This is a genomic window from Streptomyces sp. NBC_01298 (genome assembly GCF_035978755.1).
GTDB lineage: Bacteria > Actinomycetota > Actinomycetes > Streptomycetales > Streptomycetaceae > Streptomyces.
In genome coordinates this window covers 1,609,320-1,631,631 of the sequence record NZ_CP108414.1, presented here as the reverse complement: position 1 = coordinate 1,631,631, position 22,312 = coordinate 1,609,320, and the positions used below count along the sequence as shown (strand labels likewise).

The 22,312-nt window shown below is 70.8% G+C and carries 18 protein-coding genes and 1 pseudogene; 5 read left to right on the top strand and 14 right to left on the bottom strand.

Going from position 1 to position 22,312, the window contains the following annotated elements; all coding sequences use genetic code 11:
* Positions 1-98: 98 nt before the first annotated feature.
* Positions 99-1,385: an ABC transporter substrate-binding protein gene (locus OG730_RS07490; protein ID WP_327303460.1), complete on the bottom strand. Its 1,287-nt coding sequence runs from the start codon at positions 1,383-1,385 to the stop codon at positions 99-101.
* Between the two features lie 790 nt (positions 1,386-2,175).
* Between OG730_RS07490 and OG730_RS07480 the strand changes: the two genes are divergently transcribed.
* Positions 2,176-2,478, top strand: coding sequence for a response regulator transcription factor (locus tag OG730_RS07480; protein WP_442814851.1), 303 nt, complete (start codon positions 2,176-2,178; stop codon positions 2,476-2,478).
* Between the two features lie 37 nt (positions 2,479-2,515).
* Here the strand turns inward: OG730_RS07480 and OG730_RS07475 are convergent, their stop codons facing one another.
* Both OG730_RS07475 and OG730_RS07470 read right to left on the bottom strand, forming a co-directional pair.
* Positions 2,516-3,037, bottom strand: a complete 522-nt coding sequence (locus OG730_RS07475; protein WP_327309187.1) for an SMI1/KNR4 family protein — start codon at positions 3,035-3,037, stop codon at positions 2,516-2,518.
* Between the two features lie 128 nt (positions 3,038-3,165).
* Positions 3,166-3,247: pseudogene (locus tag OG730_RS07470) on the bottom strand (plasmid stabilization protein); the annotation flags it as partial.
* Positions 3,248-3,501: 254 nt separating this feature from the next.
* Here OG730_RS07470 and OG730_RS07465 point away from each other — a divergent pair.
* Complete coding sequence (locus tag OG730_RS07465) at positions 3,502-3,849, top strand: hypothetical protein (RefSeq protein WP_327303459.1); 348 nt, start codon at positions 3,502-3,504, stop codon at positions 3,847-3,849.
* On the opposite strand, the gene OG730_RS07460 is transcribed toward OG730_RS07465, so the two are convergent.
* Positions 3,838-4,053: a hypothetical protein gene (locus tag OG730_RS07460; RefSeq protein ID WP_327303458.1), complete on the bottom strand. Its 216-nt coding sequence runs from the start codon at positions 4,051-4,053 to the stop codon at positions 3,838-3,840. The genes OG730_RS07465 and OG730_RS07460 overlap by 12 nt on opposite strands.
* 98 nt (positions 4,054-4,151) lie before the next feature.
* Positions 4,152-4,952 carry an alpha/beta fold hydrolase gene (locus OG730_RS07455; protein ID WP_327303457.1) on the bottom strand — a complete coding sequence of 267 codons (801 nt, stop codon included), beginning with the start codon at positions 4,950-4,952 and terminating at the stop codon, positions 4,152-4,154.
* A 162-nt stretch (positions 4,953-5,114) separates the two neighbouring features.
* Here OG730_RS07455 and OG730_RS07450 point away from each other — a divergent pair, with 162 nt between their 5' ends.
* Entirely contained in the window at positions 5,115-5,810 is a 696-nt protein-coding gene (locus tag OG730_RS07450) for a GNAT family N-acetyltransferase (RefSeq protein WP_327303456.1), read from the top strand.
* On the opposite strand, the gene OG730_RS07445 is transcribed toward OG730_RS07450, so the two are convergent.
* Together OG730_RS07445 and OG730_RS44255 are read right to left on the bottom strand one after the other, a co-directional pair.
* Positions 5,757-6,125 (bottom strand): hypothetical protein, encoded by a 369-nt coding sequence (locus tag OG730_RS07445; protein WP_327303455.1) that lies wholly within the window; start codon positions 6,123-6,125, stop codon positions 5,757-5,759. The two genes, OG730_RS07450 and OG730_RS07445, sit on opposite strands and share 54 nt — an antisense overlap.
* Positions 6,126-6,147: 22 nt before the next feature.
* Positions 6,148-6,750 carry an AAC(3) family N-acetyltransferase gene (locus tag OG730_RS44255; protein ID WP_442814850.1) on the bottom strand — a complete coding sequence of 201 codons (603 nt, stop codon included), beginning with the start codon at positions 6,748-6,750 and terminating at the stop codon, positions 6,148-6,150.
* Between the two features lie 20 nt (positions 6,751-6,770).
* Here OG730_RS44255 and OG730_RS07430 point away from each other — a divergent pair, with 20 nt between their 5' ends.
* Positions 6,771-8,567: a trypsin-like serine peptidase gene (locus tag OG730_RS07430; RefSeq protein ID WP_327303454.1), complete on the top strand. Its 1,797-nt coding sequence runs from the start codon at positions 6,771-6,773 to the stop codon at positions 8,565-8,567.
* Positions 8,568-8,926: 359 nt separating this feature from the next.
* Here OG730_RS07430 and OG730_RS07425 read toward each other — a convergent pair whose 3' ends face one another.
* The 3 genes from OG730_RS07425 to OG730_RS07415 all read right to left on the bottom strand — a co-directional run bounded on the left by OG730_RS07425 (position 8,927) and on the right by OG730_RS07415 (position 16,254).
* Entirely contained in the window at positions 8,927-11,362 is a 2,436-nt protein-coding gene (locus OG730_RS07425; protein WP_327309186.1) for a glycoside hydrolase family 3 C-terminal domain-containing protein, read from the bottom strand.
* A gap of 263 nt (positions 11,363-11,625) precedes the next feature.
* A complete protein-coding gene (locus OG730_RS07420) occupies positions 11,626-13,800 on the bottom strand; it encodes a discoidin domain-containing protein (protein WP_327303453.1) in 2,175 nt (724 codons plus the stop codon).
* Between the two features lie 243 nt (positions 13,801-14,043).
* On the bottom strand, positions 14,044-16,254 hold the full coding sequence (locus OG730_RS07415; RefSeq protein WP_327303452.1) for a pectate lyase-like domain-containing protein: 2,211 nt from the start codon (positions 16,252-16,254) through the stop codon (positions 14,044-14,046).
* Positions 16,255-16,418: 164 nt separating this feature from the next.
* On the opposite strand from OG730_RS07415, the gene OG730_RS07410 reads away from it, so the two are divergent.
* Positions 16,419-16,649 (top strand): hypothetical protein, encoded by a 231-nt coding sequence (locus OG730_RS07410; protein ID WP_327303451.1) that lies wholly within the window; start codon positions 16,419-16,421, stop codon positions 16,647-16,649.
* A gap of 909 nt (positions 16,650-17,558) precedes the next feature.
* Here OG730_RS07410 and OG730_RS07405 read toward each other — a convergent pair.
* The 4 genes from OG730_RS07405 to OG730_RS07390 form a co-directional block, all read right to left on the bottom strand.
* Positions 17,559-18,914: a GH1 family beta-glucosidase gene (locus OG730_RS07405; RefSeq protein ID WP_327303450.1), complete on the bottom strand. Its 1,356-nt coding sequence runs from the start codon at positions 18,912-18,914 to the stop codon at positions 17,559-17,561.
* A gap of 32 nt (positions 18,915-18,946) precedes the next feature.
* A complete protein-coding gene (locus OG730_RS07400; RefSeq protein ID WP_327309184.1) occupies positions 18,947-19,786 on the bottom strand; it encodes a carbohydrate ABC transporter permease in 840 nt (279 codons plus the stop codon).
* Between the two features lie 61 nt (positions 19,787-19,847).
* The gene (locus OG730_RS07395; RefSeq protein ID WP_327303449.1) at positions 19,848-20,843 is read right to left on the bottom strand and encodes a carbohydrate ABC transporter permease; all 996 of its coding nucleotides are present in this window, start codon (positions 20,841-20,843) and stop codon (positions 19,848-19,850) included.
* Positions 20,844-20,863: 20 nt separating this feature from the next.
* A complete protein-coding gene (locus OG730_RS07390; protein WP_327303448.1) occupies positions 20,864-22,183 on the bottom strand; it encodes an ABC transporter substrate-binding protein in 1,320 nt (439 codons plus the stop codon).
* Positions 22,184-22,312 lie beyond the last annotated feature (129 nt).

The following is a 22,312-nucleotide window of genomic DNA, read 5'->3' as shown; positions in this document are numbered from 1 at the left end:
AAGCCCGCGGCCCGGGCCGGAAACGGCCCGGGCCGCGGCCGTGTGGCGCCCTACACGCGGACCAGCGCCGCCCGCACGGCCGGGGGCGTGCGGGTCTTCTAGCCGCCCGCCTTCCGGGCTCCCTGGGCGATGTCTCCGAGCACCTTGGCCGGCCGTCCATCCGGTCGAACCGCCGCACCGATGTTCTTCTTGAAGTCGGCGTTCACCACGGCCCAGGACTTCTTGCCCACCGGGTACAGGCGTGAGGACGGCAGTGCGCGCAGGAACACCTTGAGCGGTGCGGTCCCGGGATCGTCGGAGTCGAGCATCCGCCGGTAGCCGGAAGTCGTCACCGGCAGCAGCCCGTACTTGGTGATGAACGCGGTGACGTTCTTCTCCTCGTACAGGAAGTCGAGGAACTGGCCGGCTTCCTTCGGGTGCCCGTTCTTGAAGGCCATGACCCAGTCGGCGACGCCCATCGCCTGTGGCTCGGAGGAATCCGCGGTGGGCAGGGCGATCATCCCGAGCTTGATGCCCTTCGCGGTCGCCTGCTTCACCAGGGTGGGGTGGCCGTTGAGGATCCCGACCTCCCCGCGGGTGAAGGCGTCGAAGGCCTTCTGGCGGTCGAGTCTCCCCGGTTCGTCCGGTCCGGTCAGCCCGGCACCGACCAGGTCGTCCCGCAGGAACTCGAACGTCTTCACGTTCGCGGACGAGTCGATGACGTAGCTCTCGGAGTCGTTCGTGAGACCGCCACCGCCGGCGAGCATCCACTGCATCGCCTCGGCCTGCGCCTCCTCCGGACCCAGGGGCAGCGCGATCGGCGTACGCACCCCGTCCCTCTTGAGCTTCTTCGCCGCCGCGGTCAGGTCGCCCCAGCTCCGGGGCTGCCACGACGTGCCCTTGGTGATGACACCCGCGTCCTCCAGGAGTTTCGTGTTGTAGAACATCAGCCGAGTCGAGGCGACGAACGGCAGACCGTACTGGTCGCTGCGGATCTTGCCCGCTTGCGCGAGCGGCGTCAGCAGGTCGGCCTCCGTGCGCACCGAGAGGAGTTCGTCGGCCGGGTACAGCTTTCCGGCCGCCGCGTAGTCGGCGTAGGAACCTATCTGCGCGATGTCGGGCGCGTGCCCCGCCCGGACCATTTCGGCGACCTTCGCGTCCACGTCGTTCCAGGACAGGACGCTCACCTCCACCCGCACGCCGGGATGCGCCTGCTCGAAGCTGTACGCCAGCTCCTTCCAGTACGGCTCGGAGGAGTTGGCAGGGCTGTCACCGTAATCGGCGGCCACGACGCGCAGCACCACCTTCGCGGAGCCCGGATCGGCCGCCATCCCGCAGCCGGCCAGCACCACCACTGCGAGACAGCCGGCTCCGGAAGCCCACAGTCCACGACGCTTCACCCTCATGACCCACCCTTCATCGCGCCTTTGCAGGGCGTAGGTCTACACCACTTTTACGCCGTCTTCACAGGGTTCCGCACGAACGAGTCCGCACCGTGGCCACACCGAATCCCTTCAGATGGTGATCAGTTGTGACCGAATCGAACGTTCCGGTCCACTGCCCTGCCTGACGCCGGGCGCCCGCGCATCCCCCGTGAGAGCTACGAGAACTGTCCCTGCGCGGGTGATCCCCACAGCGCCGCGGATTCCTACCGTGACCCTCAGGTCACCACGCGGTGTGACCGCGGCGAGAGGTCACTATGGACACCAGGTCTGCCCCGCAGTACGGGGTCCGGGGGGCCGCGGCGGGCGTCTCGGCAGGATCGTGCGCTCTCCGATTGGCTGGCCACTGACGGGAGTTGTCGGTGTCGGGCTGATCTCGGGGCTGACGGCGACCGGGCCCGGCCCGGTGCCGCTGCTCGGTGCGGCCGCGGCGGTGGCCGTGTACTGGTGGGTGACGCACCGTGTCGCCGGGCGCCCGGTGCCGGAGATCGACCGGCACGGAGCCGGCCGCACCCGAGCGAGCCGGCGAGTCACCGACGCACGTGCCGGGCGCCCGCCCTGGGGCGGGTCGGAGATCTGGTCGAGCAGACGCGCAGGTCGGGTCAGCCGATCGAGTTCGGCGAGCACGGTGAACGGCTCCCGCGGAACGCGGAGCCGGAGCTGGCCGCGTACCGGGTCGTGCAGGAGGCGCTCACCAACGCGGTCAAGTACGCGAGCAGCAGGCCGACACGGGTCCTTCTCGGCACAACCCGACATGGAGGTCATCGGAGAAGCCGAGCACGGGCACGAGGCCGTCCAACTCGCGCTGCGGCTACGCCCGGACGTGGTCGTGATGGACATCCGCATGCCCCTCCTGGACGGCATCCAGGCCACCCGTCAACTCGCCGGCACCGAACACCTGCGTCCCGCGAACGCCGAGATCGCCGCGGCGCTCTTCATCACCCCGGAGACCGTCAAAACGTACGTCTCGCGGATCCTGGCCAAACTCGGCCTGCGCGACCGGGTCCAAGCCGTCGTCCTCGCCCACCGCGTCGCACTGGTCTCCCACCCGTCCTGACGATCCGCCCCGGCGGGAGATGCCACCGCGTACATGTCTAGGGCAGGAACTCCCAGAACGGCCGGTCGGGCGCGAGGTTGCGAGAACACAGCGTCACGTCTGCACCCCCGAGATAGGCCAGCAGCCACTCGCTGAAGGTCATCTCGTGGAGGGTCCACGACGGACTGTCCATCTCCTGAACCAGGACGCGCCAAGGCGACGACGGCTCATCGGGAACACGAAGGAAAACCATTTCCCCCGTCGTGGCCGTCGCCACCGGCATCAGCTCACCGGGGTTCGCCCCTACCGGACTGGGCAGGAGCTCGGCCATGTCCTCCTCGCGCCAGAATTCGAGATCCAGCCTTATGTCTTTTCCCAGGTTGTGCAGAAGGTGGCCGGCGGGGTGCTTCAGATACAGCTGTCCGTTGATGGAGATCGAACCGTAGGCGTTCACGATCTCGCGGAAGTCCGCGGGGAATTCGATGCCGAGTTCCTGCTCCAGTTCGATCCACGGAGCCGGATCCGACCAAGTGAACCCCGGTTCACCCAACAGGGCTTGTACCTCTGAAAGCGCTGCCACCACTAGATCCCCTCCGGTACGTCGTGCGGGCGACGATAGTCGACGGCGGTCGCGGTGGGTGCTGCTGTTCAGTGGCCGAGGGCGCGCTTGAGCTGGGCCTTGTCCCTCATGGGTCGGCCCTCGAGGTTGCGCTGCTTCGCCTCGTTGTTCGGCGCTCTCCTCGATGTGCTCGTACTGTCGTTCCCGCTGGGGGCTCGAACCACGAGGCATGCCCGCTCCTCGGCTCGTCAGGGGCCGGCCCACATCGGCGCGACGCACACACGGCGGACAGGCTGAGCCTGACGGCGGCAGGGGGGAGGGCCTGGTGGGGGAAACGGGATCTTGGCCGGCGGATGTGTGCCGGGTCCGGGGGTAGCCGGAGAGCATGGGCGCATCGTCAGGGTCCACGGGCCGCCGTCGCGGACTGTGAGCACGCGCCTGCGGGCGAGCCCCGCCCGCGAAGCAGGAAGAGAGGCAGAACCAGGATGACCGAGGACGCCGCGAACGAGCCGCACACCCCCTCCGACGCGGAGCGTGCGGCTCGCGCCGAGGTACGGGAGCGGGCCACCGGCCTGATCCACCACGACGCCGAGCTGGCGCTCGAAGCCGCGGAGGCGGCCGCCACCGAGGCGGCCGGGGGCGATCTGGAGCATGCCGACGGGGCCACCCGCGCCACCGTCGCGGAATGGCGGCGCATCACGGAGCTGCTCTTCGACCACGGCGGCCCGTACTCGCCCGATACGGACGCGTTCTTCCAGGGCCAGCTGGCAGCCCGCGAGGCCCACGCCGACTCCGAGCAGGACTGGGCTCTCTCTTCCGGATCACTTCGCTGACCAGATGAAGATGGCGGCGAGGCGGAGGCCGGCAAGGTGGATGGCCGCGGTCTTGTCGTAGCGGGTGGCCAAGCCGCGCTGCCCGCCGAACTTCGACACCGGTTCAATGACCGGCTCGCGCGCAGCCCGGAAGGACATCCGCAGCCTCGGCAAGAAGGCTGCGTCGTAGGGGCCCGCGGCCTGGCCTGTCGGCTCGGAGGTCATGCCTCCGACGCTACGGCACCCCACCGACAGCATCCAGCCTGGGCGGTCTCCTTTGATCATGCCTGACCTGCAAGATCCGCAAGAGACGGCCCGGTTCGTCAGATCCCGGCGAGGAACTCCCGTACGGCGGCGGCGAAGCCCTCCGGGTCGCCCAGCTGCACGAAGTGGTCGGTGTCCAGGGCCCGGGACACCGTGCCGGGGCGCCTGGTGGTCATGTCCCGGGCCAGTTCGGCGGACACGACCTGGCTGCGCAGGCCGTGTACCAGCAGCGCGGGGCAGTCGGTCGCGAGCCACTGCTTCCAGTGGTCCCCGTGGACGAGGTTCTCGGAGTCGATGGTGTCCTGGGGGTGGAACGGCAGCCGCCAGCCGGCTCCGCCGGGCAGCGGGCGCAGGGCCGGGGCGAGGGCGGGGGCGAGGGGGCCGCAGCCCGCGAGGAGCTCCTCGCGGGTGGCGGCGGTGTAGGGGAAGTTCCGTACGAAGCCCAGGGGGCTGGTGCCGTGGTCGGGGAGTTCGGCGGGGGCGTCGACGTCGATGAGGGCCGCGACCAGCTCCGGGTGTTCGGCGGCCAGGTGGTAGCCGTTGATCCCGCCGAGGGAGTGGCCGAGGACGACGGTGCGGTCGATCCCGAGGTGGGCGAGGAGGGCGACCAGGTCGGCGAGGTAGCCGGCGCGGGTGTACTGCGCGGCGCGGTCGGAGTCCCCGTGGCCGCGCTGGTCGGGCGCGATCACCCGCCACTCGGGTCCGAGGGCGGCGGCCAGGGCCGCGAAGGAGGCGCCCTCGGAGAGGTGGCCGTGCAGGGCGAGGAGGGGACGGCCGGCGCCGCCGAAGTCCAGGTAGGACAGGGCGCGGCCGTCGATGGTCAGGGTGGAGCGGGTGGGCTGGGCGGCGGCGTTCGACATGGTGGTTCCCCCTGGTTCCGGTGCGGATGCGGGTGCCGGTGTGACCCCGTGCCAGGAATATACAACCGTCTAAGACGAATGTTCAAGACGTTTGTATAGATCTCTGCTCCGGTGCCCCGGAATTCGCGCGACACGGCGGGGCGGCTCTGGAACGCTGCGATCATGACCTTCGTACTCGATGGACCGGTCCTGGGCGGCACGCTCGTACGGCTGGAGCCGCTGGAGCACCGCCACGCGGCGGATCTGGCCGTGGCGGCAGAAGAGGACCGCAGCCCCTACGGGTTCACGTGGGTGCCCACCGCGGATCAGGTCGGGGGGTACATCGACGCCCAGCTCGCCCGTCGCGACGCGGGGAAACTCGCCCCGTACGCGCAGGTGGACCGGGCGTCGGGGCGGGCGGTCGGGGCCACCGCCTACTGGGACCCCCGGCCGTGGCCGACGACCGGGGAGGGCCTGTGCGCGATCGAGGTCGGTTACACCTGGCTCGCTGCTTCGGCCCAGGGCTCGGGGATCAACACCGAGGCCAAGTACCTGCTGTTCCGGCACGCGTTCGAGACCTGGGGCGTGGCCCGGCTCGACCTGAAGACGGACGCCCGCAACGGCCGTTCCCGCGCCGCGATCGAGGGCGTCGGCGCCCGCTTCGAGGGCGTGCTCCGCAACTGGTCCCGCTCGTGGGCCCCCGGCGAGGACGGCCTGCTCCGCGACTCCGCGATGTATTCGGTCACCGCGGCGGAATGGCCCGCCTGCCGGTCGGGACTGGAGGCGCGGATCGCCGGGTCGCTGCGGCGGCCGTCGCCGTCGCCGTCACTGACGCGGGACGTCGATGCCCGCCGCGCGGAGCTTCGCCTCGACCAGTGAGTTCAACCGGGCGATGGACGAGGCCTCCCGGTGGTGGTTGACCATCGCGTACCGGGAGGCGGCGTCGGACCGGTTCCAGAACCCGGTCGGCACGGCCGGCAGCGCGCGGTCGGCCGGCAGCGTGGCGGCCGGCGCGGACGCCAGCTCCTCGATCCGCGGGTCGCCGGGATCCCAGGACCTCGCATCCCGGCCGCGCTTGGCCAGCTCGACGGACTCGGGGTCGCCGAGCGAATGCTCGAACAGGGTCGGGGAGCTGTCGAAGATCTCCGGGACCAGCGCCCCGGCCAGCATCAGGGCCTCGCGTTCACCGGCCACGTAGTCGGGGTCGAAGCCGAGTTCACCGAGTCGTTCCAGGACCGCGCGGGCCCGGTCGGGCAGCAGGGCCCGGTCGCCGTGGGCGAGCCGGAACAGCTCGTCCGACCGGTAACGGCGGTAGACGACGCGTCACGACGGCGGCCGCGATGGTCCTGCTCGACGAGTGCCGGCTGCGGCTGGACGACCCGGTGGACCAGTGGCTGCCCGAACTCGCCGACCGGCAGGTGCTGAAGCGGCCCGACGGACCGCTGGACGACATCGTGCCGCGTACCACCGGACGGTCCTCCTCGAAGTCGGCGCCCAGGGCGTCGAAGTCGTCCGGGAGACCTGTGTGTCGCGCACCGTCGTCCAGCGGGGGCCCTGCGGGGGTCCCCGCGTCCCCGAGGGCATCGAGCAGCGCCCTGACCACCGTGGCGGCGCCGCCGCAGACCCAGCCGAGCGAGCTGAGGGAGGAAGTGCACGAGGCGGGTCGTCGTGGGCGCTTCCCATCGGGGGAATCAGGAGCGGCTCCAGCGCGGCGAACGCGCCGGTCCGCGTCCTCGGCGTGCTCGTGTGATCTCGTTCTGGTCCGTCGACGGTCTTGCTGGCCGGCTCGGCGCCCGGTGCCCGGATGGGGGCACCTCACGCGGAAGGCGGGCAGGTCCTTTGAGATCCGGATGGTTCACGGTCCGCGCCCTCTCCGCCGCCTGCGTGTGGGCGGCCGTGCCGGGCGCCGCGCCCGCGCCTGCCGCGACCGCCCCGCCGGCGCCCTCCGACGGGCTCCGCTCCGCGCAGGCGTACTGGACGGCCGACCGCATGGCCTCGGCCGTGCCCGTCGACGCCGCCCGGAGCCGGGCCGCGGCCACCGCGCACGCGCCCTCGGGTACTCCGACGGGCATCCACTTCGACGGCATGCCGATGGTGGGCACCTTCTTCTACCGGCAGACCGGGATCGGCACGGCGGACACCTCCTGCACCGGCAGCGTCGTGCGCAGCACGGGCAAGAGCATGGTGCTCACGGCGGGGCACTGCGCGGCCGGCATGGGGCACCCGGAGAGCCACGCCGTCTTCGTACCGCGCTACCGCCACGGCAAGACCGCCGCCGCCCAGCCGTTCGGCATCTTCCCGGTCAAGGCCAAGGGCGGCGTCTATACGGACCCCCGCTACCGGTCGCACAGCAGGGCCGCCGTGTCCGACCTGGACCTCGCCTTCGTCCTCGTCGAGCCGAACGGCAGGGGTCGGATCGAGAACGTCACCGGGGCGCTGACCTTCACGCCGGTGAACACGTACGAGCACGAGGTCACCGTGGTCGGCTACCCGTCCGCCTCGCGCGTGAACAAGGACCACAAGCCCGTCCGGTGCGATGTGCCCACCACCCGGCTGAGCGGCTTCCGGCAGCTGCGGATGGTGTGCAAGGGGTTCTACGGCGGTGTGTCCGGCGGCCCCTGGATCAAGGACTACGACCCCGCGCACCACACCGGCAAGGTCATCGGCAACACCGGCGGCTACCACGGCGGCGGCAACGACTCCTGGGTGACGTACGCCCCCTTGTATGGCAAGGACGCCCGGGACCTGTACGAGGACGCCGACTCCGGCCGCGACCCCGCCGCCATCTCCCGGCCGCCCTACCGGGGTTCCGGGCACAACCTCCCGCTGCCCGGCTCCGGGGAGCTGTGGACCCATGCCAAGGCGATGGCCTCCGGCGATTTCACCGGCAGCGGCCGCAGCAGCCTGCTCGTGGTGTGGACGGACGGCGAGGTGACCCTCTTCCCGGGTGACGGCCGGGGCGGCTTCCTGCCGGAGCGCCGCCTCATGGCACCGAACGCGGCCTGGAAGGCGGTCGCCACCGTCACCGCGGGCGACTTCACCGGCTCGGACCAGTTCGACCTCATGGTCCGCCGGCAGGACGGCCGGATGACCCTGCACGCCGACGTCGGCTCCCACGGCCTGGGCCGCGTCACCGAGATGGCCCCCTCCGGCTCCGTCTGGAGACACGCAACCCAGATCGCCGCCGGACGCTTCAACGCCTCCACCTACGTCACCGACCTCGTGGTCCGCTGGTCCGACGGAGAACTCACCCTCCACACCGCCGTGGGCGCGGGCACCTTCGGCCGGGAGCACCGGCTCAAGGGCCCCGGCCCCGCCTGGAAGGGTGCCGCCCTGCTCGCCGCCGGGCAGTTCTCCGGCAACCGGAAGTGGGACCTCATGGTCCGCTGGTCCAACGGCGCGCTCGGCAGCCACACAGGCGTCACCACCCGCGGCCTCGGCCGCGCGAGGCCCGTCCACGGCCCGAACCGCACCTGGCCCCACAGCGCCCTCATGACCGCCGGCCGGTACACCGGTGACGGTCTCACCGACGACCTCGTCGTCCGCTGGAGCGACGGCGAGACCAGCCTGTACGAGGACACCCGTACGAACGGTCTCGGCACCGAGCGCACGCTCGTCGCGCCGAAGGTTCCGTAGGCCTGTCAGGCGCGGCTTGCCACCGGGGACCCGTAAGCGGAATGGATCATTGCCGCAGCCTCGACTCCGGGTAACAGGTAGCGCTGCTGACCCGTGAACCGGGTCTGGTGACCACCCTGGTGTCCCTCTTCGACCGGACGTGGGGCCAGGCGCAGGAACTGTCGGCGGCGGCGGACGAGGTCGTGCCGGCGAGCGGGTCCTTATCGGACCGAAGTGGTAGTGCTTCCGCAGGTAGACGATCTTGTTGGCGACGTCGGCCTCGGTGGCGTGGAGGGCAGTGGCGGGGCTTGCTGGAGCGATCCCGCAAGCCCTCCAGCCCCTCGTCCTGGTACCGGCGCCGCCACCGACAGCGCCAGAGGTCACCCGGCTCCCAGGATCTCCACCGCCGCACTCCATGCCGCGTCGCCGGCCGAGCGGCCGACCAGGATGTCGTAGGTCCCGGGTTCCGTGCGCCAGGCGCCCTCGGTCGGGGACCAGTGCCGCAGTGCCTGCGGCGGGAGTTCTACGACGGCGGTCGCCGACGCGCCGGGTTCCGCGCGGACCGCGGCGTAGCCGGCGAACCAGCGGACGGGCCGCTCGACGGTGGAGTCCGGGCGGGCCAGGTACACCTGCACGACCTCGCGGCCGGGCCGGGTGCCCGTGTTGCGTACCGGCACGCGGACCGTGAAGGGGGACCCTTCCGCGACCTCGGCCGGGGCCCGGACCGTCCCGTACTCCCAAGTGGTGTAGCCCAAGCCGTGGCCGAACCAGTAGGCCGGCTCCCGGCCTGCGAGCAGCCAGGCCCGGTGGCCGATGTGCACGCCCTCCTCGTACGCGAGCCTGCCCTCGTCCGGCCGCGCGTGGGTGACGGGTGCGTCGGTCAGGGCGGCCGCCCAGGTGGTGGGGAGGCGGCCGGCCGGCTCGGCGTCCCCGAAGAGGAGGTCGGCGAGCCCGGTTCCGGCCTCCTGTCCCGGGAACCAGGTGAGGAGGGCGGCGCCCACCTCATCGCGCCAGGGCAGTTCGACCGGGCCGCCGCTGTTGACCACGGCGATCGTGCGCCGGTTCACGGCCGCCACGGCGCGGACCAGCGCGTCCTGGTGACCGCCCAGGGAGAGGTCGCCGCGGTCGTGGCCCTCGGTCTCGGAGTGTTCGGTGGTGCCGACGACCACGATGACGGCGTCCGCGTCGCGGGCCGCCCGAACCGCCGCGGCGAGCGCGGCCGCCGCCTCGGGCTCCGGCGGCGCCGCCGCGACGATCGTGGCGCGCCCGGTTCCGGGGACCAGTTCGCGCCGGGCCGTCAGAAGGACGGGCCGCGTCGTGTCCAGGGTCGCCCGCACCGTGTGCAGCGGCGGGTTCACATGGACGATGGCCGGGTCGTCGGTGGTGCACGGGAACGCACCGTCCAGCAGGGTCCGTTCACCGAGGACGAGGCTCATGCGGCCGAACCCGGCGATGCCGAAGGTCCATTCGCCGGTCGTCGGCGGCCGCAGGAGCGCGCTGATCTCCACGGTCCGGGCCTCGGGGCCCACCGGCGGCTCCAACTGGGTTCCGGACAGCCGGTGTTCCGCGTGGAGTTCGCGACCCGCCTCGTCCAGGACGCGCAGCAGCAGGCCCGGCTCTCCCGACCTCGGGTCGGCGCACCAGTCGGTGCCGAAGGGCGCCGGGGGAACGCCCAGTCCCGGGCCCGGTACGTGCACGACCTGGGCCAGGCCGTCCAGCCGGGCCCGGATCCCGTCGAGGGGAGTGACCACGCGCGAGGGGAAGACCCCCGCGCTGCCTCCGCCCTGGACCCGCGGGGAGGCGGCGTGCACGCCGATGACGACGACCCGCGTCAGCGACGCCGGGTCGAGCGGGAGCACCCCGCGGTTGGTCAGCAGTACGCATCCGGCGGCCGCGGTGTGGCGCAGCAGCGTCCGCGTGTAATCCGGCCCGAACGCCGCGGTGCGCGGGCGCCCGTCCGGCTCCAGCGCCCCCACGCGTCCGGCCAGCCGCAACAGGCGCCGCACCTTCTCGTCCACGGCCTCCTCGGGGACCTGGCCGTCCCGGACGGCCCGGACGAGGGAGGCCCCCCACGGGCCCTGCGGTCCCGGCATCGCCAGGTCGAGCGCGGCGAGGGCCGGTTCCCGGGTCGAGCGCAGGGCGCCCCAGTCGGAGACCACCACCCCGTCGAAGCCCCAGTCGCCCTTGAGGGGCTGCGCGAGCAGCGGACTGGCGGTCATGGTCGCGCCGTTCACGCCGTTGTAGCCGGCCATCACCAGCCAGACGCCCGCCGCGACGGCCGCCTCGAAGGGGGCCAGGTACACCTCGCGCAGCACCCGCTCGGAAACCCGTACGTCCACGTGCATGCGGCCGGTCTCGGAGTCGTTGGCCACGTAGTGCTTGGCAGTGGCCGCCACCCCCGCCGCCTGGATGCCCCGGATCAGCGCCGCGCCCGTACGGCCCGTCAGGACGGGATCCTCCGAGAAGCACTCGAAGTGCCGGCCGCCCAGCGGAGTGCGGTGCAGGTTGAGCGTGGGTGCCAGGACCACGTCCACGCCCTTGCGGATCGCCTCCGAGGCGAGCAGACCCCCCAGCTCCTCGACCAGGTCCTCGTCCCACAGTGCGCCGATCGCGGACGCCGAGGGCAGCAGCGCGGAGGTGAGCCGCTCGTCCCAGGCCTCTCCCCGCACCCCGGCGGGTCCGTCGGACGTCACCATCTCGCGCAGCCCGACGGCCTGTTCGCCGGCCGTGCGCCAGGTCGTGGCCCCCGACAGCAGCCGCACCTTCTGCACCAGATCGAGCTTCTCCAGCAGTCGATCGAGCGTGTACTCGCTCATCCCCACCCCGTCCCCGCTCATCCCCACCCCGTCCTCGGCCATCCCCACCCCATTCACGTCATCCGCTCCCTGCCTGCGGGAGAGCGCTCTCCAAGCTTTGGCGCATTCGGCGTGCACCGTCAAGTACCCCCGGGTTCCCGTCCCGGCAAAGGGAGAAGACCCGGCCCTCCCCGTGGTTCAGGCGGGGAGGGCCGGGCCCGTACGGAGGGCCGGCCGGGTCAGGGCAGCCGGTACTCCGCGTTCAGTACCGCGCCGTCAGCGGGTCAGCTGTAGACGCCGAACTCGTGGAGGGAGTAACCCCATCCGGTGCCGCGTGCGGTCAGGTTCAGTCGCACGTGGCGGGCGTTCGCCGACACGTTGATCGTGTCGATGTCACCGTTGCCGGTCGTGGTGGTGTGGACGGTGCGCCAGTTGGTGCCGTCGTCCGAGAGCTGCACCTCGTAGGACTTGGCGTAGGCGGGGTCCCACACCAGCTGGAGGGTGCGGATCGCCTTGGAGGCTCCGAGGTCGACGCTGATCCACTGGGGATCGCTCCAGTCGCTGGCCCAGCGGGTGACGGTGTTGCCGTCGGTGGCGTTGCCGGCGGGGCAGGGGCAGTCGCCGTAGGAGGCCTGCGAGGAGGAGGCGGTGGCGGGCTTGTTGAGGGCGATGTTCGTGCCGCTCACGGGCGGGGCGACCACCTTGACGGACTTGGTCTCGATGCCCGCGTTGCCGCGGCCGTCCTCGGCCTGGATGTACACCTTCCAGACGCCGAGCTTCTCGGGAGCGGTGACCGCGAAGGTCCCGTTGCCCGTGTTGCGCCACTGCGCCTCGACCAGGCGCTTGTCGCCGTTCGCGTAGTTGCCGCTGAGGAAGACCTTGTACGTCAGGGGGTCGTTCTGCGGGTCGGTGATGTTCGCGCGGACGGTGAACTCGCCGCCGGCCGGGGCGCCCGCGGCCTTGTCGACGACCATGTTGCTGATGACCGGCGGGGTGTTGTCGCCCGCCGTCGACCCGGTGTACGCCTTCTTCACCGCGTAGTACGAGAGCCTCTTGAGCCCGTCGGGCAGCAGGTTGAACCAGATGCCGCCGAAGTCGTGCTCGATGCCGTAGTGGAACATCGTGGCGCCCAGTGCCACGCCCTGGTGACCGGTGATGCAGTTCCAGGCCGTGGTGTATCCCTCGGCGGTCTGGACGTCGGTCTTCTGGTCGGGGATGCCGTTCGCGTCGTTCGGCACCTCCCACTCGCCGGCCGGGCCCGTCTCGGTGATGATGTAGGGCTTGTTGTAACCGCCGTTCACCCAGTCCTGCTTCACCCCGCAGATGTCTCCGTAGGAGTTCATCGAGTACAGGTCGAGGTCCGGGGAGTTGCGCTTGTAGTACGGCCACGCGCCCGTCCAGGCGTCGGTCGAGGTGACCGGGTGGTCCGGGTCGATGGAGTGGATCTTCTTGGCGACGTCGTTCACGAACGTGGTGTACGCGTTGCGCTGCGCCTCCAGTTCGGTGCCGCCGTAGCAGTTCTGCAGGCCGAGGACGGACTCGTTGCCGACGTTCCACATCAGCGTGGCCGGGTGCGACTTGTAGGTGTCCACCCACTTCGCGAACTCGGTCAGCATGTTGCTCTTGTACGCGGCGTCCGTGACGTAGTTGACGCAGCCGCCCGAGCCGGGGCCGCCGCCGGGCTGTAGCCAGAAGCCGTTGATGACCCGGACGCCGTTCGCCGCGGCCGTGTCGAGCAGGGGCTTGCTCGACGCGTCCGTGCCCCAGGTGCGGATGGTGTTGACGCCCATGGACTTCACGTCGGGCATGTACTTCGGGGCGTCCGCGAAGGACGGGCCCCAGGTGAGGCCCTTGACCGTGTACGGCTGCCCGCCGACGGTCAGCTGCCAGTTGCCCTGGGAGCCGGCCACGCGCACGGCGCCCTGGGCCGGGGGTTCCACCGAGGTGGTGCCGTAGACCTGGAACTCCCAGAGGGAGTAGCCGTAACCGCCGGAGCGGACGAGGCCGTTCATCCGCACGTAGCGGCCGCTGCCGGAGATGGCGATCTCGTCGGTGCCGCCGTCGCCGCCGGTGACGGACTTGGCGGTGCGCCAGTTCGTCCCGTCGTCCGAGACCTGGATCTCGTAGTTCTTGCCGAACGCGCCCTCCCACGTGAGGACGACCCGGCTGAGGCTGCGGCTCGCGCCGAGGTCGACCTGGATCCATTCGGCGTCGCGCCACTGGCTGGCCCAGCGGGTGCCGGTGAGGTTCCCGTCGAACGCGGCGGCCGCGGAATAGCCCTCGCCCTCCTGGGAGGAGGCGGTGGCCGGCTTGCCCTGGGAGAGCAGGGTTTCCGCCGCGACCGCGGTGGGGGCGCCGACCAGGGTGAGCGAGGACGCGAGCAGCGCGCCCAGGCTGACGAGGGCGGCCGCGCCGCGCGTGCGGCGTGGACTGGTCCTGATGGTGGGAGGGGGGAACATTGCGGCTCCTGGTGTCAATGAGGGGGAATGCCCCTGGGCCGGGGCGCGGAGATCGGTTCACCCGGCCCAGGGGAGTCGAGCGCGCCTCCGGCGGATCGGCGGAGACGGTCGGGCTGTGGTGCCCCCGGGCGCGGCGGCGGGGCGGAAACCGGGCCCGGGGTGTTGTGGGCCGGTTCAGTCGGGTGGGCGGAACCGGTGGGGGGAGGGGAGGGGGAGGGGGAGGGGGAGCGGGAAGCGGGACGGCTACGGGTACGAGACCACCGTCGAGGGCACCGTCGAGGTGCCGGCCGGGACCGTGGACGCCCCGGTGTCGTTGATGACGTGCTCGTAGTGGCCGTTGCCGCCGAGCGACACCGTCAGGAGGCTGTGGAACTTGATGCCCGGCTTGACGGGGGCCTTGAAGCCGTGGTCCTGGCGGATGTTCGGGTCCACGTTGTAGTTGCAGTAGCTGCCCAGGCCCCACGCTTCGTGGGTGGTCACCGAGTCGTCCACCCGGTAGGCGGCGTAGCCCTTGGTGGCGCCGTTCTGGATGGCGGCCTGGTTGGGGGCGTCGTAGGCCTTCTCGTTCTGGTAGAAGACCGTCTTGCCGCGCTCGCCGTACCACTCCACGTCGTACTTGTTGAAGTGCTCGACGAACAGGCCGGTGGCCAGGACGTCGTCACCGTTCACCCGCACCCCGTAGTCGGCGCGGTTGGTCTCCCAGCCCACGCCCTCGCCGTGGTCGGCGCGCCACACCCAGGTGTGGTCGACGATGGTGTCGTCGCTGTTGACGACCACGCCGGTGGTCGCCTTGCCGGCGCCCGCCCCGCCGACGCGGATGTAGACGTCCTGGACGGTCGTCGGGTTCGCGGTGTGGTCGGCGGAGGAGTTCTGCGGTCCGAGTTCCAGCAGGGTGGGGGAGTTGACCGGTCCGGCATCGATCAGGAATCCGGCGAGACGGACGCCGTCCACGTCGGCGACCTTCATCGCGGTCACCCCGTTGTCGGGGATGATCGTGGCGAGGCCGAGGCCGAGCACGATGGTGTTCGCGCGGTTGACGTTGATGGTCTGGTCGACGTGGTAGACGCCGGGCGTGAACAGCAGGTTCAGGCCCTGGGCCAGCGCCTGGTTGATCGTGGCGGCGGTGGTGCCGGGCTTGACCACGTAGAACCGGCTGAGCGGGACGGACTCGCCCTGCGGGGTGCCGTTGGCCCAGGTGGTGCCGCGGGCGTTGGTGCGCTTGGCCGGTGCGAAGACCTTGTACTCGGTGCCGTCGAGGTAGAGGTAGGGCTTCTCGCGGGAGACGGGCGTGGTGTCGAGCGTGGTGTAACGGGGCTCCGGGAATCCGGTGGCCGGAGCGCCCTCGACGCCGGAGAAGGTCTGGTTCCACACGCTGTTGGACCAGCCGCCGATGGTGCTGTCGCGGGTGTACCACTGCTGCTGCGAGTAGTTGCCGACCTGGCCGTCTACCTTGGAGTCGGCGATGTAGCCACCGCTGGCCCAGCCGTAGCCGTCCGGCGCCAGGTTGAGCGCGCCCTTGACGTGCATGCGGCGGAAGGACGACGCCTGGGAGACCGCCCACCGGTTGGTGCCGCTGACCGGGTTGACGGTCAGGCCCTCCGCACCGCGCCAGAAGTTCTGGGTCGCGTTGCCGTTGAACCAGCCCGCGTCGACCGTCACGTCACCGTTGATGGTGGTGTCGCCCGGGCGCAGGCCGAGGCCGGCGATCTGGGTGTAGAAGCCGATCTGGGCGTTGATGTTGTCGTACGTGCCCGGCTTGAGGAGGAAGGCGTGCCGGCCGCTGCCGAACTGCGCCGACTCCTGCTCCTGGAAGACCTGGTCCAGCTTGGCCTGGATGCCGGGCGTGGAGGGGTCGACGATGTGTACGTTCGGGCCCAGGTCGCCGCCGCCCGGGAGGGTCGGGCCGCCGCCGTCGCCACCGGTGCTGCCGAACACCTTGAACTCCCAGAGCGAGTAGCCGTAGCCGGTGGCCCTGGTGACGCCCTGCATGCGGACGTAGCGGGCGGTCCCGGTGATGTTCACGGTTTCGGTGCCGCCGGCGCCGGTGGTCGTGGAGTATGCGGTGGACCAGTCGGCGCCGTTGACCGACAGCTCGATCCGGTAGGCCTTGGCGTAGGCGGCCTCCCACTGCAGGACGACCTTGCTCAGCGCGGTCGCGGCGCCGAGGTCCACCTGCAGCCACTGGGCGTCGGAGGCGGCGCTCGACCAGCGCGAGCCGTCGTTGCCGTCCACGGCGTCGGCCGCGGGGGTGCCGTAGTGCTCCTGGCTGGAGGCCGTGACCGCCTTGCCCTGGGACACCGGGGCCGGCTCGGCCGAAGCGGCGGGGGAGGAGGGTGCCAGCGCGAGCAGGCTGCCGAAGAGGGCGGTTGTGACCGCCCCGGCGATCCCCCTCCGGGGGGAGACGGGGCGTCGTCTGCGGGGCGACGCGTCGACAGGTATGCCGGTAGCAGGCATCGGTGCTCCTTTAACGAACATGAAACGGGAGAGCGCTCTCCAGACCTTGCCCGTAACACGATCGACCGGTCAAGGAGCTTGACGCCTTTTCTTTCGTCTTTCATTAAGTGCAGAGGTGGGGGAGGGGGAGGCGCGTGGGCCGTGAGCGGCGGATGCTGGGAGGCATGGCCGACCAGACGCAGGTCACCGTTCACCCCGTCGCCCCCACCGGTGGCCGGCGGGTGACCGCACACGCCCGGGGCGCCGATTCGGTGCTCGGCGTGGCCCATGGAATGTCCGACGTGGTCGAGTTCCTGCGGCGGGCCGGCTGGCTCGACGAGGAGGACTGGCCGCCGGTCGTATGGCGTGGCGGAGGGCCGGCGGTCTGGGGAGACGGGCCGGACGGCGAAGGGTGACGCGGGGCCGCGGGGCCGCTCTGGGGCGCGGCAGGGGCGGGGAGTCGCGTGCGCCGTGGCCGGGCCGGACGCGTCGGGCCGGGCCGGAGCGCCCGCCCGCACGCGGACGCACGGCAGCCCTCCCGTGGGGAGCCGGGAGGGCGCTGGGCCCGGGATGGTCCGGAGCCACACCATAAGCACCGGAACGTGCGGGCCGGTAGGCATATGACAGGGGGCGCTCCGGATACTTCGTCCGTCGCGCAGGGGGCGCCTGGGGCGCCTGGGTCTGATGGGGCAGCCTTCGCTGGCCGAAGTGCCGGGGATCCGGCCGTCAGCGGCACTCGCCGTCGTGCGCGCCACTGGAGGCGATCGCGGGGGGAGCGGGGTGGAGGGGCGTACGTCCGGGACGCCCGGACGCCCGGCTGGGCGTACCGGCCGGGCGTTCTGGGTGGGCGTTGTGGGTGGGGTCGGGGACGGCCTACGGGCTTGCGGGCGTACGGGCCTACGGGCTTGCGGGGCCTACGAGACGTGCGGCCCTAAGAGCCTGCGGGACGTGCGGCCCTGCGGGGCCTACGGCCCTAGGAGGCGTGCGGCCCTAAGGGCCTGCGAGTCGTGCGGCCCTGCCGGGCCTGCGGGCCAGCCGCCCTACGAGGCCTGCCGGGGCATGCAGGGCCTACGACGCGTGCGGCTCTGCAGGGCCTGCGGCCCTACGAGGCGTGCGGGCCAGCCGCCCTACGAGGCCTGCCGGGGCATGTAAGGCCTACGACGCGTGCGGCTCTGCAGGGCTTACGACGCGTGCGGCCCTGCAGAGCCTGCGGCCCTACGACGTGTGCGGGGCAGCCGCCCTACGAGGCCTGCGGGCCTAGGAGGCCTACGAGGCCTGCCGGGCCTACGAGGCCTGCGGGGAGTGGTTACGTCCCGCCCGACCGCCTACGCGTGGAGTCGGCCGTGGGCGCGGACGATGTCCGCGTAGCGGTGGCCGCTGGTCTTCATGGTGCGCTGCTGGGTCGCGTAGTCGACGTGGACGAGGCCGAAGCGCTTGTCGTAGCCGTAGGCCCACTCGAAGTTGTCCAGCAGGGACCAGGCGTAGTACCCGGCCAGCGGGGCGCCCTGGCGGGCGGCGCGGGCGCAGGCGGCCAGGTGCTGTTCGAGGTAGGACGTGCGACCGGGGTCGTCGACCGAGCCGTCGGGGCCGACGGTGTCGGGGAACGCGGAGCCGTTCTCGGTGACGTAGAGCTTCCGCACGCCGTAGTCGTGGGTGAGGCGCAGCAGCAGGGATTCGATGCCGGCGGCGTCGATCTGCCAGTCCAGGCCGGTGCGCGGGACGTCCGGGAGACGCACCTCGCGGGCGAAGGGGACCGGGCCGTCGGCGTCGTTGGTGACGGTGGCGGGGAAGTAGTAGTTGAGGCCGTGCCAGTCCAGGGGCGCGGCGATCGTCTCCAGGTCGCCGGGGCGTTCGGGCAGCTCCACCCCGTACAGCTCGCGCATGTCGGTGGGGAAGCCGCGTCCGTAGACCGGGTCGAGCCACCAGCGGTTGGTGTGTCCGTCCATGCGGACGGCGGCTGCGATGTCCTCGGGGCCGTCCGTGGCGGGGACCACCGTGGAGTGGTTGGTGACGAGGCCGATCTGCGCGCCGGGTGCTGCGGCACGCAGGGCCTGGGTGGCCAGGCCGTGGCCCAGCAGCAGGTGGTAGGAGGCCTGGACGGCGGCGGTCAGGTCGGTCAGGCCGGGGGCCATGCGGCCTTCGAGGTGGCCGATCCAGCCCGAGCAGAGCGGTTCGTTGAGGGTGGCCCACTGGGTGACGCGGTCGCCGAGGCGTTCCGCGACGGCGGTGGTGTAGGTGGCCAGGTGTTCGGCGGTCTCGCGGACGGTCCAGCCGCCGCGGTCCTGCAGGGCCTGGGGGAGGTCCCAGTGGTAGAGGGTCACCGAGGGGGTGATGCCGGCTTCCAGGAGCCCGTCGATCACCTTGTCGTAGAAGTCGAGGCCCCGGGCGTTGACCGGCCCGGAGCCGTCGGGGACGATGCGCGGCCAGGCGATCGACATGCGGTAGGCGTTGGTGCCCAGCCGCTTCATGAGGGAGATGTCCTCGGGCCACCGGTGGTAGTGGTCGCAGGCCTCGTCGCCGGTGTCGCCGTTGTCGATCTTTCCGGGGGTGTGGGAGAAGGTGTCCCAGATGGACGGCCCGCGGCCGTCCTCCTTGACTGCTCCTTCTATCTGGTACGCGGAAGTGGCCGTGCCCCAGGCGAAGTCCTGAGGGAAGGCGCCGAGGTCAATGGAATCCGACACAGCAAACCTTTCGAAGGTCATGGGAGGAGCGGCTACTTGACGGCGCCGGCGGTCAGCCCGGTGACGAGGTAGCGCTGGAGGAGGAGGAAGCCGCCGACGACGGGCAGGCTCACGACGAGCGAGGCGGCCATGACCTGGTTCCAGTACACGTCGTTCTGGGTCGAGTAGCCCTGGAGGCCCACGGCGAGGGTGCGGGTCGCGTCGTTGGTCATCACCGAGGCGAACAGCACCTCGCCCCAGGCCGTCATGAAGGCGTAGACGGCGACGGCGACGATGCCGGGGATCGCGGCGGGCACGATGACGCGGAAGAGGGCGCCGAGCGGACCGCAGCCGTCCACCTTGGCGGCTTCGTCGAGGTCCCGGGGGACCGAGTCGAAGTACCCGATCAGCATCCAGATCGAGAACGGCAGCGAGAACGTCAGGTAGGTGAGGATCAGCCCGGCGCGCGAGCCGAACAGCGCGATCCCGGTGGCGTTGCCGATGTTGACGTAGATGAGGAACAGCGGCAGCAGGAAGAGGATGCCGGGGAACATCTGCGTCGAGAGCACCGTGACGGTGAAGACCCGCTTGCCGCGGAAGGAGTAGCGGCTGACGGCGTAGGCCGCGAAGATCGCGATGATGACGGAGAGCACGGTCGCCGAACCGGCCACGATCAGCGAGTTCATGAAGTAGTCGCCGAGCGGGACGGTCTTCCAGATGTCGAAGTACGGCTGGACCGTGAGGCCCGAGGGGATCCACTGGAACTTCCCCGACACGTCCTGCAGCGGCTTGAGCGAACTGGAGATCATGACGTACACCGGCAGCAGGACGAACCCGGTGAGCAGCGTCAGGAAGACCAGCCGGCTCACGAGGAACGACTTGGGGGGCGCCATGGGCGACCGGGACCGGGACTGGGACCGGGACTGCGACCGGGACTGCACCGCCTGAGTGTGCCTAGGCATCGCCGGCGCTCCTTCCTCGGGAGGTGAGCAGGAGGTAGATGCCGGTCACCACGAGCAGGAACAGCAGCAGCAGGACGGACATCGCGGAACCGGTGCCGAAGTTCCAGGTCTGGAACGAGGACTGGTAGATGTGGATGGAGATGAGGTCGGCCGAGGCCGGCGCCGATTTGCCGAACAGGACGAACGGCGTGTTGAAGTCGTTGAACGTCCACAGGAACAGCACCAGGATCAGGACCTGGTTGACCGGGCGCAGCGAGGGGAGCGTGATCCGGCGGATCTGCTGCCAGACGCCGGCCCCGTCCAGGGCCGCGGCCTCGTAGATCTCGCGGGGGATGTTCTGCAGCCCGGCCATCATGATGAGGAAGGCGAAGGGCCAGCCCTTCCAGACGGAGACGACCAGCAGGGTGACGAAGGCGTTGTCCCCGATGAGCCAGAACGGCGGGCTGTCGGTGAGCCCGAGCTGGTCGTGGATGACGTGGTTCACCAGGCCGTTGTCGCGCTGGAACATGAAGGCCCAGGTGATGACGGCGGCGTAGACGGGCAGCGCGTACGGCACCAGGAAGATGGTGCGCAGGATGCCGCGGCCCTTGAACGTCTCCTGCATGAAGACCGCGGCCGCCGTGCCGATCAGCCAGCACAGGCCCACCGAGAAGAAGGTGAACAGGCACGTGGTGAAGAAGGAACTCAGCAGGGCCTCGCCGACCGGTGCGTCGAAGTCGACGGTCAGGGAGTAGTTGTCCAGGCCGGACCAGGGCGCGCTGCCCCAGTCGCGCAGGTAGAACTGGGTGAGCTCCTTGAAGCTGACCACGATGCCGATGACCATCGGGATCAGGTGGACCAGGAGTTCGAGGACGAGTGCGGGGAGCAGGAGCAGGTACGGCAGGGAGATCCGGCGGAGCCGCCCGGAGCGGCGCGTGCGCGGCGCCGCTCCGGGCTGGTTCCTACCTGCCGTCCGCTTGCCCGTACGAGGGGGTGCGGTGGTGGTCATGAGGTATCCGGTATCCGTGCCTACTTCTTGGGCATCTGCTGCTGGGCCTTCTCGAGCTTGGCCTTCACCGACTCCACCGTCACCGGGCGGCCCGCCGCCGCGTCGGCGAAGAGCTCCTTGACCGCGGTGCCCACCACCGTCTCGAACTGCGACTCCTCGGGGACCTGCGGGAGGGCGGAGGCGCTCTTGGCGAGCGTGTCGCGCAGGACGGCCAGGCCGGGGGTGTTGAAGGCGGGGTCCGTCTGCGCGGACTTCACCGGCGGGATGGAGCCGTAGGCCTTGTTGAGGACCTTCTGCTCCTCGTCACCGGTCATGAAGTTCACGAACTTCGTGGCGCCGTCGATGTTCTTGGTGTTCTTGAAGACGGCCATGTTGATGCCGGCGACCATGGAGTTGGTGGACGTGCCCGTTCCCGGGGCACCGGACTGCACGGGCGCGGGGACCACGCCCCACTCGTCCTCCTTCATGCCCTGTGCGGCGAAGGTGGCCGACGCGGTCTGCCACAGCACCATGGCGGTCTTGCCCTTGGCGAAGTCGCTCAGGGACTGGTTCTGGGAGTACTCGGCGTTGCCCTTGGCGACGATCTGCGCGTCGGCCATCAGGTCGACGTACTGCTTCACGGCCTTGACCGCGCCGTCGGAGGTGAAGTCGGCCTTGCCGTCCGCGGTGAAGAAGTCCGCGCCGTGCTGCTTGCCCAGGACGAAGACCTGGTGGATGTTGTTCGAGAGGTTGGAGCCCTCGACACCGAGTCCGGCCTTGCCGTCCTTGGTCAGCTGCTTGCCGGTGGCGATCACCTCGTCCCAGGTGGTCGGCGGCTTGGCGACGCCCGCGTCGGCGAACGCCTTCTTGTTGTAGTAGAGCGCGTAGGCCATGGAGTACAGCGGTACGGCCGCCGGGTCCTGGCCCTGGACGCCCGTGGACCCGAGCGCCGACTCGACGAAGCGGTCCTTGCCGCCGATCTTCTCGAAGTTCTTGGCGTCCCACGGGAGCAGCGCGCCGCTGGCCTGCAGCGAGGCGCTCCAGGTGTTGCCGATGTTCAGGACGTCGGGGCCCTGGCCGGAGGTGGTCGCGGTCAGGATGCGGTTGAGCAGGTCGCCCCACGGCACGACCTCGAGCTTGACCTTGATGCCGGTCTGCTTCTCGAACTTGTCGAGCTCGGGCTGGAGGACCTGCTTGTCGACCTCCAGGCTCGATCCCTGGTTGGAGGCCCAGTAGGTCAGCGTCTTCGGCTGCTCGTTGGACCCGCTCCCGCTGTTGGAGCCACCGCCACCACAGGCGGCCGCCCCGAGGACGAGGGAGAGGGTGACGGCGCCTACCGCTGCGACTCTGATTCTGCGCATGGCTCCATGGGCCTTTCAGGAAGGAACGGGATGCCGACTGCGGGGTGGGGGGCGGACGTTCCGCGGGGTCGCCCCCAAAACCACATGGCTTAATTTAGGATGTGAGTTAAACCTCAAGCGAAGGACTCG